This is a genomic window from Actinomyces massiliensis 4401292, from assembly GCF_000269805.1.
GTDB classification, from domain to species: domain Bacteria; phylum Actinomycetota; class Actinomycetes; order Actinomycetales; family Actinomycetaceae; genus Actinomyces; species Actinomyces massiliensis.
In genome coordinates this window covers 363,360-379,199 of sequence record NZ_JH711481.1, presented here as the reverse complement: position 1 = coordinate 379,199, position 15,840 = coordinate 363,360, and the positions used below count along the sequence as shown (strand labels likewise).

The following is a 15,840-nucleotide window of genomic DNA, read 5'->3' as shown; positions in this document are numbered from 1 at the left end:
GGGTGCTCCGCCCTCGAAGACCGGGCCCGCGGCGCCGGGTTGTCTCTCCCGGCCCGCGGGCCTGCGGCGTCGAGGGGCTCACCTCCGGGTTCCCTGATATCCGGGGAGCACACCCTCCTTCGCCGGAGCGAATCCGTCAGGGGTCCCTGTAAACCCTGCGATTCTCGGTCGGGCCTGTCCGTGGGGAATCCGGTTCCTCACGACCCGCACCGTCCGGCGGCAGCCACTATGCAACCGGCCGCACCTGAATGCTCGCCCCCGCGCAACCTGTGAATGCGCTACGAATCCTGCCTTCCCGCATTGCCGGATACTCCCCGATCCGCGTGATCCCCTGATTCCCCGGCGCTCGCTATAACCGGCACTACCCGGGGACGCCCCGGCGTCTCCGATTCAGGAACTCGCATACGACGACACCCGGTGGCCGGTGCGCGATCTCCTGGTGATCCGGGCGGGTCCGGCCGGGGCTGCGGGGGTCGTGGGGGCGGCTGCGGATGCGGGCGCAGGCGTGGGCCACGCCTGCCAGGCGCCGCGCTCGATGTGCACGGCCGCCCAGGTGCGCAGGTACGGGTTCAGTCCCCACGCCTCCAGGAAGCGCCAGGGGCCGCCATCCCGATGCCGGGTTTTGACCGAGACGCTGAACCTGACGTGCTCGAGCTCGTCGAGGCGGATCGGCCCCTCCAGGGCGTCCAGTTCGGCGAGTCCGGGCTGGCGCGCCGGCCGCGGGCGCTCCGGAACGGTCTCCAGCTCGCGAACGTAGGCGTAGGCGTAGGCCACATGGCGCACCTCCACGTGCCTGCCCCGCCATACGGCCCGCACCCGGGCCACGGAGAACGTCCCGTCGAGCTGCGACGTTGCGATCGGATCGGTCATCCACCACTTCGAGTAGTTCCGATCGATGCCGAAACCCTGCGGGCACGGGTAGTAGGGGTCGGCCTTCAGGAGAGTCACCGGCTCGGGGTACACGTGGTCGCGGTCATGGAACTCCTGGGCCTTGAACGGCATGCCTCCGAGCACCGCGAACGTCTGCCCCGACGCGGGCACCGGTCCGACGTACGACGGCGTCCAGCCCTCCAACGGCGCCTCGGGCGCGCATCCGGAGCTCCCGAGCCCGCTGAAGCCCTGCGGCAGCACCACCCGCCAGTCCATGAAGCGATCGGGGACGGACGCCGTCAGTTCACCGCCGATCGCCGCCAGGGATCGGGTCTGCTCCACGACCACCCGTGTCAGCCTCGACAGGTCCACCCAGTCTCCGAGCGCATCGCGCTCATCCGCGCTCACCCGCGCCTTGTCCCCCCACACGTCGAGCAGTCGCACCGGCGTGCGGTCGAGCATCGCCGAGGCCGCGGCCCGGAAGCCATCGACAGTGGCCTCCCGCGGCAGCCTCCGCCCCCACGCGCCGTGATCGGCCCAGGCCGAGAAGCCGCTCGGGCGCTCCACGGTCTGCGGAACCAGCAACGACCAGGCTCCGCCGTTCGGGAGCGTGTAGCGATCGAAGTCGCTTCCCCAGGACTGGCCGGACGACTGCCATGTCGCCGCCAACGTGTCCCACCGCGCCACCGTCCCCGCCGGGAGGAGTCGTTCCGCCGAGGCGGCGTCGCCGTCGCCGAGGGATGCCGAACGCGCGTAGTCGCCCACCCGCACCGGACCTGAGAGCGGTGGCACCACGACGCCGCTCACGGTCTCACCGGTTCGTCCTGCCTGTGAGCGTCCTTGCACCTGTTCATCATCCTCACGTGCTCGTGACTGTCGTGCTCGCCGCGCGGGGCGCTGGAGCGGATCACTGGGTTGCTGCTCGCCGAGCTGCTGGACGGCCGCTGTCGAGGCCCTCCGGCGTCTGGACGGATGCTGCGTCGGCGAAGAACCCGGTGCGGTCGGCCCGGCCCCGGTCCGCTGAGGCCGCCTCGGCACTCCTGTGCCCCGCGGGTTCATGCCGCTGCCGTTCCCTGACGCAGGTGGGCGAGCGCGGCGCCCAGGCTCTGGGCGGGGCCGCCGAGCAGGCCGTCCTGGCTGCAGGCGTCGATAGTGGATCTGATGGTTTCAACGGTGGAGATGAACCGGCTGTTCCACGCCTCCTGGTAGGCGCCCGTCGGTACGGAGCTCGTCTCCGCCTCGTCGTCCGCCTGCGCTGTGATCCGGCGGCTCCCGACGCCCGGGTCCAGGTCGACGGCGGCCCGGACGCAGTCCCAGGCGCCATCCGGTGCCGTGTGCTCGCCGGTAGTCGCGCCCCGGTAGACGTCCAGCGCCTCGATGAGCGCATCGGCGACCGGGTCGGCGCTCAGGCGGCACAGCCACTGGTCGGCGGCGCTTCCTGATCTTTCGGGGTGAAGTCCCAGGATGTCGAAGAGCCTGGCGTGAAGATCCGCCAGGCCGGATTCGGAGGATGTCGGGTCGGGGCGCTCCGGCAGATGATCGATCTCGAGTCGGTGCAGGTCGAGGGCGAGGGTGTAGAGCCGGCCGAGCCCGGTGGCCAGGCTCGCCAGCACCTGATCGCGGTTCGTCGTCGACAGACGCCCATCGCGAATGGTCTGCAGCCCGTCGTCGATGAGGTCGCTGGAGGAGGACGCCTTGAACTGCAGCTCAAGGTGCTGCTGAGGCGTCAGGTCCGTCGCTACCGCATCGTGTGTTACCACATCGTGATCATAGGGTGGTGCAGACCTCCCTCGCTGACGACGCGCGGCACGTCGCAGGTGTTGCGGACCCCACCTTAAGCGCTTCTGGTGGTTCTCGCGGTGCGGCGCGCTGCGTCGTGGGCGGCTTGCCGCAGGTGTCCGCGTCGTCGCGGAGCCGGGTGCGGCGGATGCCTCCGCCGCACCGTTGGCGTCTTCTGTATTTTCCGTGTTTTCCTTGTTTTCTGTGTCTTCGTGTGTGTTGCGCGTGCTGCACGCTCCTCGGTGCGAGTCGTGGGGTGCGGATCCGGACGGGATCGCATATATGCAGTTATGTGCAGTTAGGGAGGAACCCGGCGCCGTTGACGGGTCCCTGTGGCGCAAGGCTCTCATGACCAACGTTACCTTTCTGTGACGAAAACCACTAACTAGGGGGAAACTAGGGAAAGTCGTACAATCTGTCAGCTTCCGACATCACTCCAGCCGTGTCTTCCAGGGACTGAGGTCCTCATAGAGCCGCTTGGAATCTCTTCGGCCTTCTTGGCGGTCCTGCTGTCAGGCGCGCGCGGCGCACCCGCTGTGGTCCTGATGCTCCTGTGCTCCATGTACTCCGATTGAGGAACGAGCGGCACGCGTGAACAGACCGAAACAATGACTTTCGCCTTCCTGTGGCTACGCTGGCCCTGTGAGTCCGACGCCATCGCATGAGCCAAAGCCCGACCAGTGCTCTGAGCAACGAGTGGCTGTCATCATTCCCGCCAAGGATGAGGCGGATCGCATCGCCGCCACCGTGCGGGCCTGCCGGTCCATTCCCCGCGTCGATCTCGTCGTCGTCGTCGATGACGGCTCTGCCGATGGCACCCAGGACCATGCTCGAGCCGCCGGTGCGGTGACGGTTCGGCACTCCGTCGGCCGTGGCAAGGCCTCCGCCCTGGAGACCGGGGCCAGCGTGGTGGGAATGCGCGACTACGTGGACGGTCCTGCCCGTCTGCTGCTCTTCGTCGATGCCGACCTGGGCGACTCCGCCGCCGCCTGCGCCGAGCTCGTCCCCCCGATCGTCGACGGCGTCGCCGACATGGCCATCGCCGTCCCCCCCAAGCAGACCGGTGCCGGGGGGCGCGGCCGAGTGGTGCGGCTCGCGCGCTCCGCCATCGCAGTCGCCACCGGCTGGTCGCCCGTCGCGCCGCTGTCGGGGCAGCGCTGCCTGACCCGGCAGGCCTATGAGGCGGCGGCGCCCCTGGCTGAGGGGTGGGGGGTCGAAGTGGGCCTGACCATAGACGTGCTCGTGGCCGGAATGACCGTGATCGAGGTCCCCTGCGACATCACCCATCGGGTGACCGGCAATGACAGCGCCGGCCGCCTGCACCGCGCCTCCCAGTACAAGGACGTCCTGCGGGCGGTCGCCGGCCGCCGCCTGCGCCGACGCCGAGTGCCCGCCAAGGCCATGAACAAGGAGGCCGTGCACGACCAGTCGCCCTTCCGCGCCTACAAGGCCTGGGATGGACCTGGCGGCCCGGCCTCCTGATTCTCTACTCGTCTCTACTCGCCGGCCGCCGTCGGGAGGGCGAGGCAGAAAAGGCAGAAGCGGTTGCCGCCTCGGCTGGACCCGCTGCGGCGAGCCTGGCGGCCAGAATCGCCGTGAGCGCCGGCACCGCCGCCGCGGCTGAGAACCAGAGCATGACGAGCCCCGAGTCGTTGACGAGCACTTCGACGATCACGAGTACGGCCAGCGCCCGCCCCAGCGGGCGCAGCCACTGTGGCAGCACACCCGGTCCCGTGAGCCACGCGTAGGGCCCCCACCCCTGCCGGGCCTCGCGCACCGCGCGCATCGCCCACCGCCCGACCAGCACGATCGCGCCCACCCCGACGGCGAGCGCCGCCACTGCGAGCCAGTTGGAGATGAAGGGCGCGATGAGGGCCGTCGCCTTGCGTGTGAGGGTCGCCCCCGCAGTGCCGGTGAGCAACTGGTTGAAGAAGCCTCCCAGGTGAGTGCTCGAACCTCCGAACAGGAAATCGATCAGCCCGAGCAGGAGCACGATTCCCACGGCGGCCGCCCCGACAGCGACCCACCGCCGCCAGCCCAGGCGGACGCCGGCCAGTCCGGCCCCCAGCGCCACCAGGGCCGGCACCAGGGTCAGGGCCCCGCCGATGTCGGCGCCCATCTCAGGCGCCGCGTCCAGGATCAGCGCCATGACTCCGGGAACCGCCACGAGCGCAACCGCTGCGGCGTGCCTGCTTTCGCGCGACCCCTGCTGCGCGGCGACCAATGGACCCGCCCAGGCGGCGATCGTCACCAGGAGGGAGGCCGCGGCCAGTGCGAAGGCCGTGTTGGACATGCCGTAGAACCGGCCGGCCACGACGGCATTCATTCCCAGCGGCCCGTTGAAGGCGATAGGTGCCCGGTACCCGGCGTCGTAGAAGATGACGACTGCTGTGAGCGCCGCCAGCAGTAGTGATGAGATCAGCGCTGCGAGATCCTGAGGCGTAGCGGAGGTGGAGTCTGAGCCGCGGCCGTTGCCCGCACCCGCGATCCCGAGTTCTGTGAGCAGGAGCCGAGGCGCCTGCGGCCGCAGGCGCCGCATGAGGGCCAGCGCCCCTCGTGCCGCGGCTCCCGTCACGGTTACGGACGCCACGGCGAAGGCGAGCGCAAGGCCGAGTGCCGCCGCGGTGGCGTTTCCGGTTCGCCACCAGGGCAGCATGTTGGCCAGCCACAGCCCCGCCGGCAGCGCCGTGATCAGGCAGGCCGCCCAGGCTAGAGCGCGCAGGTGCTTCCTTGGAGGCGCGGTAGAGGTGGTCCCGGTGCCCGATGGGGTGGAGACTGCGGGGCCCATGGAGTCTGCGGCCGGCGAGTCGCCCGGGGCCTCTGAAGGATCCGGGGCGGTGGTCGGCCGGGGCTGCTCGCCGCCCGCCCGCCCGCGCGCTGCGGCCTGCGGCTCCCCGTCCGTCGTGGTCTGTGGTTCCTCGCTCGTTGCGGCCTGTGGCTCCTCGTCCGTTGCGGCCCGCGGGGCGCGCAGCACCCGGGCCGCCGCCAGCCCCAGGGCCAGGGCGGCGCCGATGAGCACCAGGCCTGCCGGAACGTTCGCGCGTTGGGAGGCTTGGGCATGAAGGGCGTCGTCGGCCAGCGGCCGGGCCTGCGAGACCCCACTGCTGACAGAGCCGGTGCCCAGCGCGCCGTCGGTGGGCTGCTCGCGGAGCTCGGGCGCTATCTCCAGCGGTTGCGACCAGTACGGGCCCGGCTTCTGGCCGGTGACGCCCAGGAACAGCGCGGGGGCGAGATCGGTGAGTTGGATGAGGCCCCTGCGGTGCGTGGATGGGCCGACCAGTAACCCCGTGCTCGTCTTCAGCGGAGAACTCGTTCCCGGGGGCAGGATCGCCAGCTGCGGGCTCGGGTCCGTGGCGTCGGCGACCGAGGCGACGACCACACGCGTGCCGGCAGGGGCGTCGGCGAGCGGCTCCAGGGCGGCGGCCAGTGCGAGGATACGGTCGGCGTCGGAAGCGTCGGGGGCGGAGCCTGCTGTGCTCGATGTGCTTGTCGGACTTGCTGGAAACGCCGCATCCCCCGCGTCACCTGGGTCCGCGGACTGCGGGACGGTGTCCGCAATGATCAGGTCGGGCGGATCCTCCCGAGCCAGGAGCTCGCTCGCAGAAGCACCGACGTCCGGGCTCACGCCGTCGTTGGTCAGCGCCAGGGCGCCTCCGCTCCCGACCGCCGCCGTGGTCGTCCCCGCGCGGGCCAGAACCCCGGCGAGCGTGCCGGCTCGCGCGGTGGTGGCGTTCGCCGTTCCCGCTGTTCCCGCGGTCCCCGCTGACCCTCCCGCCTCCGCGGCCTCCGCCCAGTCCGCCGGCCAGCGGCATCCGGCGCTCCCGTCGCCGGAGTGCTCGGCGGCCCGCACCCGGGCCCCCGCGCCGAGCGTCAGCCAGCCGTCCGCCGGGCAGGTGCGCTCCCCGACGGTGCGGGTGACCAGGTTGACCGGCCGCCCGGCGCCCGCATAGGCGAGCAGGGCCTTGGCCGCGGACGACAGGGAGGGGTCGTCGGAGTCTGATGCGGCCAGCAGATCGGCCCAGGTCAGGTCTACGGTGCCCAGGACGACCACGGGTCTGCGCTCACCGTGTTCACCGTTTTCACTGTGTTCGCCCTGTTGACCGCCCGGCTCCGACGCCTGGGCTGACGTTGGGTCTGCTGGATCTGCTGTGTCCCCGCCCGCTGCCACCGGGGAGGGAGCAGCGCTTGCCGTCGTGTTCGCCGTCGTGCCCTGCGTGGCGCCCTCTGTGGCGGTAGCCGGCGTCATCGAGGCCGTGGGGTGCGGCGAGGCGAGGGCCGAGCTCACCATGGTGGCGATCAGCCCGATGACCAGTGCCAGAACGAGGATGTAGACGACCGTGCGCACGAAGCGCTGCTGTCGTCTGCTCCGGTTACTCCGGGACGTGCTCATGGCGCCAGGGTACGTGCGCCGGCGCGCGGGCGGCTGGGCGCCTATGCGTAGCGGCGGGCCACGGACGCCGTCTCGGCGCCGTAGGAGCCCCCGAAGATGAAGGCGTGGATGATGAGCAGGTGAAGCTGGTGCAGGCCCACGCGCTCGCGCCACCCGTCCGCCAGGGGCGAGGCCTCGTCGTATCCGGCGACGATCCGCTCCAGATGGCGCTGCCCGAACACGCCCAGGGCCGCCAGGTCCGTCTCCCCGTGCGCGCCCTGGGCGAGCGGGTCGATGAGGACGCCGACGACGTCGCCTCTCCGTGGAGCCGGGTCCGGGAGTGCTGCGGGGTCGTCAGCGGTCGCCGGGGCGTCTGCGTCGTCGGCTCCCGGCCCGCGTCCCGCCCGGGGCGGCGCCCAGTCGATGGTCCACTCGGGCACCCACATGACGTTGCCGGTCCACAGGTCGCCATGGGTGCGGGCGACGGCGATCCTGTCCCCACGCTCGCGGGCCGCTCGGCGCACGAGCGCGGGCTGGTCGGCGTCGAAAGCGCCGTCGCGCAGGCGCTCGCAGACCCTCTCGATGACGGCGACATCCCGCGCCGTCATCGACCCCTGATCGAGACAGGGCGCCAGGTAGGGGGCCAGACGGTCCTCGGCGAAGAACTCGCCCCATCGCCGGGGCGCGGTTCCTGCAGGTTCGCTCCGGCAGGGTCGGATGCGCTCGTTCGAGCGGCCCATCTGCGTGCGACCGTCCCAACCGGGCGGAGCCGCTCCGAAGACGGGGGCGCCCGCGGCGTGCGTGACCGCGAGCGCTCGTCCGAAGGCCTCCGCGGCGGAAGCGGTCACGGAACCGGCGGCCAGCCGGGGCTCATCGATCCAACCCGGGCCGGTCGTCACCGGGACCACGTGGGCGCCGCCGTCGGCCATGGGCTCGGCCAGCCACTCCAGGCCCAGGGCCTCCAGGCCGGTGGCGCCAGGGAGATCGTCGTGCTTGCGGAAGGTGGGACCGGCGCTGCTCACCCGCCCAGCCTATTCCGCCTCGAGATCGGTTCACTTCCGCCGCGAGATCGGTCGTACTCCGCGTCGAGATCGGTCGTATTCCGGCTCGAGATCGGTCGGGTTCCGCGTCGAGATCGGTCCGGGCGGATGATTCCGCGGCCGCTTGTGCGCGCGAATGCTCACGGGTTCGGAGAGGCCGGGGAACGACGTCGTCGGGACTGCGTGTTTCGGATCGGCGGAGTCGCGCACCCGATCATGGCGTGCGTCGAGTTGCGTCGAGTCAGGCATCCCGCACATGCCGGATCGACAATTTAGGCTTGGCGCCATGAACCCCGCTCCCACCTGGTCCTTCCTGGGGCCTTCCGGCACCTTCTGCGAAATGGCGCTGCGGCAGGTCGCCCCAGACGACGTCGTCCTCGACTCCTGCCAGGACGTTCCCACCGCTCTGGATCGCGTGCGCGACCGGGCCGCCGAAGCCGCCGTCGTCCCCATCGAGAACTCGGTGGAGGGCGGGGTCAACGCGACCCTCGACAACCTCGTGGCGGGTGCGCCGCTCGTCATCACCGCCGAGATGGCCGTGCCGATCACCTTCGTGCTGGCCGGGCGCCCCGGCGTCGCGCTCGACGACGTGCGCGCCATCTCCACCCACCCCCACGCCTGGGCGCAGTGCCGCGGCTGGGTCCACCAGCACCTGCCCGAGGCGAGCTACGTCGCCGGCACCTCCACCTCCGCGCCGGCGCGCGCCCTTGCGGAGGCCGACGGCGCCGCGGACGCCGAGGCCCTGGGGTATCAGGCGGTCCTGTGCAACCCGCTGGCCGCCCAGCAGTACGGTCTGGACGTGCTGGCCGGGGGCGTGGCCGACAACCCCGACGCCGTGACCCGTTTCGTCAAGGTCGCGCGACCCGGGCGGGTCGGCGAGCCCACCGGCGCCGATAAGACCACGCTGCTCGTCCAGCTCTCCCACAACCGCTCGGGCGCCCTGCTGAGCATGCTCGAGCAGTTCAGCGCTCGCGGCGTCAATCTGACCCGCATCGAGTCCCGGCCGGTGGGGGATTCGCTCGGCCGGTACCGGTTCTCCATCGACGCCGAGGGGCATATCCGCGAGGAGCGCCTGCAGGCGGCTTTCATCGGCCTGCACCGCACGTGCCCGGTGGTGCGCTTCCTGGGCTCCTATCCGCGGTTGGACGCCCGCCCCGTGGTGGTGCCCGCCGGGACGAGCGACAAGGACTTCGTTGTCGCCCGTGCCTGGGTGGGCGACGTCCTGGCGGGCCGCACGCTCTGAGGTTTCTCGGCGAAGGGGGGGAGAGAGAAGTGCGCCGGACGCCTGCTCAGTCGGGGCGCCGCACGAGGAGCGAGCCCGCATCCATACGCGCTCTCAGGCCGCGTGTGGGCGCGATCAATTCGCCGTCGACCTGGACCGGTGCCGAGTCGGTGAGCCGAATGATCGCTTCGGTGCCGCGACGCAGAGTCACGCGTCCCAGCGCGCGGGCGGGGTCGGAGTAGGTGGCGGCGAAGGGCGGTAGGACCTGGCGCGCCAGGGAGCTCCATCCGGCCACGCCGCCGACCGTGTCGATCACCGCGACATCCAGCACGCCGTCGTCCATGCGCGCCTCGCGCAGCAGCGTGATCCCGGCGGGCAGGCGACCCCCGTTGGCCACCAGCACGGTGCGCCCGCGCAGGCGCTCGACCCGCTCACCGCCGTCGGTCTCTCGCACCCGCACGACCATGTCCATATGGGGGGAGTCGAGGTTGGCGACCGCGGCCACCGCGTAGGCGCCCCAACGGATCCGCGCCTTGAGCTCGGGGCGCGTGGAGGCGACCAGGCCCGCGTCGAAGCCGATCCCGGCCACCACCATGCAGACGTGCTCGCTCCCCAGCGTGGGGCGCGCCCAACCGCCTGGCGGTGCGGGAAGGGAGGCGCTGCCGGGCTCGGTGCTCACCCACGCCAGGTCCGCGGGCCGGGCTGTGCCGTGTGCGGCCACCTCGAGTGCCGCCTCAAGGCGGCCGATGGGCAGGCCGAGATTGCGGGCGGCGAGGTTAGCAGTGCCCAGGGGCAGGATCGCCATGTCGACGCCGGTGCGGGCCGTGCCGGCGGCGACGGCTCGCACGGTCCCGTCTCCGCCGGCCGCGACAACGAGGCTCGCCCCGGAGGCGACGGCGAGGCGCGCCTGCATGACGCCGGGCTCGGCGGGCGTGGTCTCCAGCCAGACCGGCTCGACGTAGCCGGCATTGCGCAGGGAGGTGGTGATGCGCCGTCTGACGGCGTCGGTCGCCGCGGGCTTGCTGGGGTTGACGACGACGCAGGCCAGGGGGCGTGTGCGTGCCCTCGTCGTGTCCCGGCGCGTGGTCATGTGCTCCAGCGTACGGGCGAAGTCGATTCTGGGGCAGGGAGGCCGCGGGGGAGCGGCCGCGTCGAGATCGGTCGCACTCCGGCTCGAGATCGGTCCGGTTCCGCGTCGAGATCGGTCGCAACTCGCCGCGAGATCGGTCCGCGCTGGGGCCTGTACGTCGAGATCGACTTTTTCGCACGAAACAGACGGCGCCACCGTCGATCTCGTTCGAAAAAGTCGACCTCGACGGGGCCCGCCGCCGTTGTACGCGCTCAGCCGTTCAGGGGGAGCATGGGCAGCCCGGCGTCGGCCGCCAGTCGAGTGAGGACCTTCGCGAGTCGGGTGAAATCCTCCGAGCGCGAGGACGAGGTGCGGTGGACGATGCCGATCCGGCGCACCGGGCCGCGACCGGCGAAGCGCGCGACGGCGTAGTCCTCATGGTCGAGCATGCGCAGCGCCCCTTCGGGCACGACGGTGATGCCCACGCCATGGACGACCATGCGCACGACCGTGGACAGGGTCGTGGCCACGGCGGCCGGCGGGTGGGAGCTGTAGCGCTGGCAGAGGGCCAGCGTCTGGTCGCGCAGGCAGTTGCCCTCGTCCAGGAGCAGCAATTGCTGCTCCTCGAGCTCCTCGGTGCTCAGGTCGGTGCGTCCGGCCCAGGGGTGGTTCCGGGGGACCAGGACGACGAGCGGCTCGTCGAACATGGGCACGGCGGCGGCGCGGTGGAGGTCGACGTCGATGGCGATGACGGCGGCGTCGAGACGGCCCTGACTCAGCATGTCCAGGATGTCGCCGGTGACCATCTCGCGCAGCTCGGGGTGCAGGGAGGGCAGCTCGGCGGGCAGGCCGTCGAGGATCACCGGGGCCATGTAGGGGGCGAGGGTGGGGATCAGGCCCAGGCGCATCGTCCCGGTCAGAGCGGCGCCCTGACTGGCGACGGCGTCGTTGAACGACTCCGCGGACAGGACGGCCTCGCGGGCGTAGGGGAGCAGGGTCTCGCCGAGCGGGGTGACGAGGACTCGGCGAGTGGTGCGCTCGACCAGTTCTCCTCCGACGCGCTTCTCCAGGGCGGTGATCGCCTGGGACAGGCTCGGCTGGCTCACGCCGAGGGTGGCGGCCGCCTCGCCGAAGTGCTGGTGATCGCATAGCGCGACGAAGGCTCTGAGTTGCGAGAAGGAGGGCGGGGATGAAGTGGGCATGTGGAGTCCTGAAGGTGTCAGATGGTCGGGCTCTTGATAAGCGAAGGCCTACTCTTTAGATAACAGTACGGTATTCCCAATTAATCTGAGCCGTTTTACAGGTGACATCACAGCGGGGGTGGCGGTGGTGGTTCGTCACACTCGGACGGGCCGTCCGGATGGCGACTCGGCCGGGCCGCTCAGCTGCCGGTTCGGCCGGCCCGCTCGTCCATACACCCGCCCGGTCTGGGGTGCGGGGAGGCGTGTCACGGGGTGTTGAGGGCTTCAAAGAGGAGTTGACGCCGGCCACTCTTCAGCTTATTGTTGACCTCAACAACAAAACGATGAAGGCTTTTAATAGCTGCTATCGAGCTAGATATGGAGTGTGAAGAGCTCAATGAAGAGTGATTCCATCTGTGATAGTCCTAAATCAGAAGAGCGATCCGGTGCCGCCGACGGAGAGGCTGACGGAGACGCCGACAGGGAGGCTGTCTTCGCCGTCCTGTCCCAGCTTGTCGGCCCTCTCGGGCGCTCGCTGCCCGGGCCCGTGGAGATCGTCCTTCACGATCTCGCCGCCCTGCCCAACTCGATCGTCGCCATTGAGGGGGATGTCACCGGGCGCCGCCCCGGGGACCCGGCCACGGATCGGCTCCTCGAGACCGCCGCCAGCGGCAGCTTCGAGACGCGCACCGGATATCGCACGACCTCTCCGAGTGGCCGCAGCCTGCTATCGACGACGATCGTCATCCGTGACGCCGCAGGCCGACCCGCCGCCGCGCTGTGCATCAATCGGGACGTGACCGACTGGCAGATCATCGGCAGTGCCGCGCGCTCAATTCTCGGTGAGAACGAGGCCGGGCTCGACGCTGGGGGCAGCGGGGGCGTCGGGGGCGTCGGGCAGAACGAGCGGAATGCTCAGGATGAGCGGAGCGGCGCGGCGGCGCTCGGCTCCGCGGACGGCGGAGAGGCCTTCGTCCACGACGTCGATGAGCTGGCCGCCGCCGTCCTTCGGCAGGCTGTTGCCGAGCAGGACGTGCCCGTCTCCCTCATGCGCAAGGCGCACAAGGTGGAGGCCGTCCGCTCCTTGAAGCGGCGCGGCTTCTTCATGCTGCGCGACGCCGTCGAGATGGCGGCACAGGCCCTGGGCGTGACTCGATTCACCATCTACAACTACCTCAACGAGATCGGCGAGAGCGCCGACCGGCAGCGCGAGGACGGCAAGCCCCCGGCGTCTTCAGCCTCCTCGATCCCGGCCACCGCGGCGGAGGATCCGTCATGACCGCCGCGCCGCCGTCGGGGGCCGGGGGCTTCGAGGAGCACCTCGACCGCTGGGGCACCCACAGCGCGAAGTGGGATCTACTCGCCGCCCGCCTCGGGCCCGAAGCCGTCAGCATGTCGGTTGCCGACATGGAGCTACGCACCGCCCCGTGCGTGATCGACGCCGTCACCGCGGCCGCGCGGCACGGGACCTACGGGTACACGGAGGTCTTCGACGACTTCAGGCGGGCGGCCGTCCTCTGGCAGCGCGAGCGGCACGGCTGGGCGCCCGAGCCCGGCTGCGTCCGCTTCTTCCCACGCGTCGTCCAGTGCGTGAGCGCCCTGCTCAATGTCGTCCTTCCCGACCGCCGCGCCGCCCGGCCCGTCGTCGTCACCCTCGACCCGGCCTACGGGCCGCTCCTCGAGGTCGCCGAGCGGTCCGGTGCCGAGATCCGCCGCGTCCCCCTCCTCCTGGACGACTTCCCCGCATCGCCCGCACGAATCGACATCCCGGCCCTTGAGCGGGCGCTCGACGGCGCCGACCTGTTCCTGCTGTGCAATCCGCACAACCCCACCGGCCGCATCTGGACGGCCGAGGAGCTGGGCGCCGTCGCCGATGCGGTCCTGCCCACCGGCGTCCTCGTGCTCTCCGATGACATCCACGCCGACTTCCAGCGCCCCGGACGCACCCGCTACGCCCCCATCGCCAGTACCCGCCCCGCCCTGTGGGAATCGGGCCGCCTCATCCAGTGCGCCTCGCCCGGGAAGACCTTCACCATTGCCGGCCTCGAGGCCACCGCCGTCCTCGCCCCCGGGGACCTCGGGGACGAGCTCGAGGCCGCCAAGCGCCGGATGGGCCTGCACAACCCCTCCTACTTCGCGATTCCGGCGGCCATCGCCGCATGGACCCGAGGGGGTCCGTGGGTCGATCGCCTTCGCGCCTTCATCGATGCCAATCTCGCCGAGGCCGTGAGGATCGTCCGGGCCGAGCTGCCCCGCGCCCGCGTCGCGGATCCCGACGGCACCTACCTCGTCTGGGTCGATGCGCGCTCCTACCTGCGCGACGAGGCCGACCTCGACCGCGCGGTGCGGGCCTGCCGCGTCGCGGTCACCCCCGGCGAGGACTTCGGGGAGCGCTACGCGGGCTGGTTCCGCATCAACACGGCCCTGCCGGCGGGCGAGCTCGCCGCCGCACTGCCGCGTCTGTGCCGTGAGATCCGTGCGGTCGGCGCGGTCGGCGCCGCTGAAGCCGGCAGCACTGCCGGCGCCGCTGAAGCCGGCAGCACTGCCGGGGCCGCCGGTTCTCAATCACGATCTGTTCCCACTCACTGAGAAAACAACTGAGAAAGGTATCCCTTCATGTCCGAATCCCGCATCAAGGACGATGCCGGCTCCACCAGCTCCCAGGGCTCCGAGAGCCCCCGGGCCGACCGGGCCGACCGGGCCGACCGGGCCGACAAGGCCCGTGCCCATCGGAGTCCCAGCGTCTGGGTCGCCGCGATCCCCGTCCTCACCCTCATCGTCCTCCTGGGCGGCGGCTATATCGCCGCGGAGCTGCCCGTCGAGCCGCTCCTCATCGCCTCGGCCGTCGTCGCGGGCGTCGTCGCCCGGTACCTCGGCTACGGGTGGGACGAGATCATCTCGTCGATCGCGGAGAAGATCGCCAAGACCATGCCGGCGATCCTCATCCTCATCTGCGTCGGCCTCCTCATCGGCACGTGGATGGCCGGCGGCACGATCCCCATGCTCATCTACTTCGGGCTGAAGATCATCAGCCCGAAATTCCTCGCCCTCATCGCCCTCATCGTCACGGCGATCGTCTCCCTGTGCACCGGCACCTCCTGGGGCTCGGCGGGCACGGTCGGGGTCGCCTTCATGGGCGTGGCAATGGGTGTGGACGCGAACCTGCCGATGGTCGCAGGGGCCATCGTCGCCGGCGCCTACTTCGGCGACAAGCTCTCGCCGCTGTCGGACACGACGAACATCGCCTCGGTCGCCACCGGCGTGAACCTCTTCACGCACATTCGGCACCTCATGTGGACCACTGTCCCCGCCTTCCTCGTCTCGGCTGTCGTCTACACCATCTTCGGCATCCAGTCCCACGGCGGGGCCGTTCCCGAGAAGGTGGGGACGATCCTGAGCACCCTCGATGCCGCCTTCAACTGGAACATCCTGCTGCTGGTTCCGGTCGTCGTCGTCCTGGGCGGCTCCATCTGGAAGAAGCCGACGATCCCCGTCATGCTGGTCTCCGCGGCCTGCGCCATGATCAACGCCGTCGTCTTCGAGCACGTGAGCTTCAAGAATGCCGTCGTCGCCGGGGTCAACGGCTTCGAGGTCGACATGGTCGGCAAGGCGGGCTTCGACGCCTCCGCCGTCATCGAGGACGTGAGCCGCCTCCTCAACCGCGGCGGCATGAACTCGATGATGAGTGTCCTGCTCATCTGCTTCTGCGCGATCAGCTTCGCCGGCGTCGTGTCGGTCTCGGGCTCCCTCGACGTCCTCATCTCCCGGGTCCTCAAGCCGGTCCACTCGACTTTCGGCCTCATTCTCGCCACGATCGTCACGGGCCTCGCGACGATCGGCATCACCTCCAACGGGCAGGTCTCCCTCCTCATCCCCGGCGAGATGCTGCGCGATGAGTACGTTCGCCGGGGCCTGCACCCGAAGAACCTCTCTCGGACGATCGAGGACGCCGCGACAGTGTGGGAGCCGATTCTCCCGTGGACTTCTGCGGGCGCCTACATGGCCGGAACACTGGGTGTCGCCACGCTCAGCTACATGCCGTGGGCCGTCTCCAACTGGATCGCCATCTTCTTCGCGATGCTCTGGGGCGCGACCGGCATCGGGATCGCACGCCTGTCCTCGCAGGAGCGGGAGCGGATGCTCGCCGAGGGCTGATGCGGAGGCCTGCCAGTGCTGTCCGCCGGCCTCGGCGGACAGCACCCCGCCGCGCGTGTCGAGATCGGTCGTAACCCGTGTCGAGATCGGTCCGGTTCCGGCTCGAGATCGGTGGTACTACCGGTGCGAGGTTGTGGTGTGTCATTACATCTGAG

11 protein-coding genes are annotated in these 15,840 nt (G+C 70.7%); 5 read left to right on the top strand and 6 right to left on the bottom strand.

Annotation, left to right across the window (positions count from 1 at the left end):
- Positions 1 to 390: 390 nt before the first annotated feature.
- Both W5W_RS0101605 and W5W_RS0101600 read right to left on the bottom strand, forming a co-directional pair.
- The gene (locus W5W_RS0101605; RefSeq protein ID WP_017194072.1) at positions 391 to 1,716 is read right to left on the bottom strand and encodes a hypothetical protein; all 1,326 of its coding nucleotides are present in this window, start codon (positions 1,714 to 1,716) and stop codon (positions 391 to 393) included.
- A 209-nt stretch (positions 1,717 to 1,925) separates the two neighbouring features.
- Positions 1,926 to 2,630 carry a hypothetical protein gene (locus tag W5W_RS0101600; protein WP_017194071.1) on the bottom strand — a complete coding sequence of 235 codons (705 nt, stop codon included), beginning with the start codon at positions 2,628 to 2,630 and terminating at the stop codon, positions 1,926 to 1,928.
- A 715-nt stretch (positions 2,631 to 3,345) separates the two neighbouring features.
- Here W5W_RS0101600 and W5W_RS0101595 point away from each other — a divergent pair.
- A complete protein-coding gene (locus W5W_RS0101595; protein ID WP_008731629.1) occupies positions 3,346 to 4,131 on the top strand; it encodes a glycosyltransferase in 786 nt (261 codons plus the stop codon).
- A gap of 4 nt (positions 4,132 to 4,135) precedes the next feature.
- On the opposite strand, the gene W5W_RS15200 is transcribed toward W5W_RS0101595, so the two are convergent.
- A complete protein-coding gene (locus tag W5W_RS15200) occupies positions 4,136 to 7,039 on the bottom strand; it encodes a hypothetical protein (protein ID WP_154650218.1) in 2,904 nt (967 codons plus the stop codon).
- A gap of 41 nt (positions 7,040 to 7,080) precedes the next feature.
- On the bottom strand, positions 7,081 to 8,040 hold the full coding sequence (locus W5W_RS0101580; protein ID WP_017194068.1) for a fructosamine kinase family protein: 960 nt from the start codon (positions 8,038 to 8,040) through the stop codon (positions 7,081 to 7,083).
- 304 nt (positions 8,041 to 8,344) lie between these two features.
- Between W5W_RS0101580 and pheA the strand changes: the two genes are divergently transcribed.
- Positions 8,345 to 9,301 (top strand): prephenate dehydratase, encoded by a 957-nt coding sequence (pheA, locus tag W5W_RS0101575; protein ID WP_008731781.1) that lies wholly within the window; start codon positions 8,345 to 8,347, stop codon positions 9,299 to 9,301.
- A 46-nt stretch (positions 9,302 to 9,347) separates the two neighbouring features.
- Here pheA and W5W_RS0101570 read toward each other — a convergent pair whose 3' ends face one another.
- Positions 9,348 to 10,370, bottom strand: coding sequence for a diacylglycerol/lipid kinase family protein (locus tag W5W_RS0101570; protein WP_017194067.1), 1,023 nt, complete (start codon positions 10,368 to 10,370; stop codon positions 9,348 to 9,350).
- A gap of 251 nt (positions 10,371 to 10,621) precedes the next feature.
- The gene (locus tag W5W_RS0101565) at positions 10,622 to 11,551 is read right to left on the bottom strand and encodes a LysR substrate-binding domain-containing protein (RefSeq protein ID WP_008731791.1); all 930 of its coding nucleotides are present in this window, start codon (positions 11,549 to 11,551) and stop codon (positions 10,622 to 10,624) included.
- 376 nt (positions 11,552 to 11,927) lie between these two features.
- On the opposite strand from W5W_RS0101565, the gene W5W_RS14415 reads away from it, so the two are divergent.
- Genes W5W_RS14415 through nhaC form a run of 3 tightly spaced genes read left to right on the top strand, consistent with a single transcriptional unit; the run spans position 11,928 to position 15,685 of the window.
- Positions 11,928 to 12,809, top strand: coding sequence for a helix-turn-helix transcriptional regulator (locus tag W5W_RS14415; protein WP_017194066.1), 882 nt, complete (start codon positions 11,928 to 11,930; stop codon positions 12,807 to 12,809).
- Positions 12,806 to 14,119, top strand: coding sequence for a MalY/PatB family protein (locus W5W_RS0101555; RefSeq protein WP_017194065.1), 1,314 nt, complete (start codon positions 12,806 to 12,808; stop codon positions 14,117 to 14,119). Before W5W_RS14415 ends, W5W_RS0101555 begins: the two co-directional genes overlap by 4 nt.
- A gap of 27 nt (positions 14,120 to 14,146) precedes the next feature.
- A complete protein-coding gene (gene nhaC / locus W5W_RS0101550) occupies positions 14,147 to 15,685 on the top strand; it encodes a Na+/H+ antiporter NhaC (protein ID WP_017194064.1) in 1,539 nt (512 codons plus the stop codon).
- Positions 15,686 to 15,840: the final 155 nt, after the last annotated feature.

Excerpts from the sequence above, each read along its gene's own strand:
- W5W_RS0101555 (WP_017194065.1), top strand. The coding sequence starts at position 12,806 with ATGACCGCCGCGCCGCCGTCGGGGGCCGGGGGCTTCGAGGAGCACCTC.
- W5W_RS0101565 (WP_008731791.1), bottom strand. The coding sequence starts at position 11,551 with ATGCCCACTTCATCCCCGCCCTCCTTCTCGCAACTCAGAGCCTTCGTC.
- nhaC (WP_017194064.1), top strand. The coding sequence starts at position 14,147 with ATGTCCGAATCCCGCATCAAGGACGATGCCGGCTCCACCAGCTCCCAG.
- W5W_RS14415 (WP_017194066.1), top strand. The coding sequence starts at position 11,928 with ATGAAGAGTGATTCCATCTGTGATAGTCCTAAATCAGAAGAGCGATCC.
- W5W_RS15200 (WP_154650218.1), bottom strand. The coding sequence starts at position 7,039 with ATGAGCACGTCCCGGAGTAACCGGAGCAGACGACAGCAGCGCTTCGTG.
- pheA (WP_008731781.1), top strand. The coding sequence starts at position 8,345 with ATGAACCCCGCTCCCACCTGGTCCTTCCTGGGGCCTTCCGGCACCTTC.
- W5W_RS0101570 (WP_017194067.1), bottom strand. The coding sequence starts at position 10,370 with ATGACCACGCGCCGGGACACGACGAGGGCACGCACACGCCCCCTGGCC.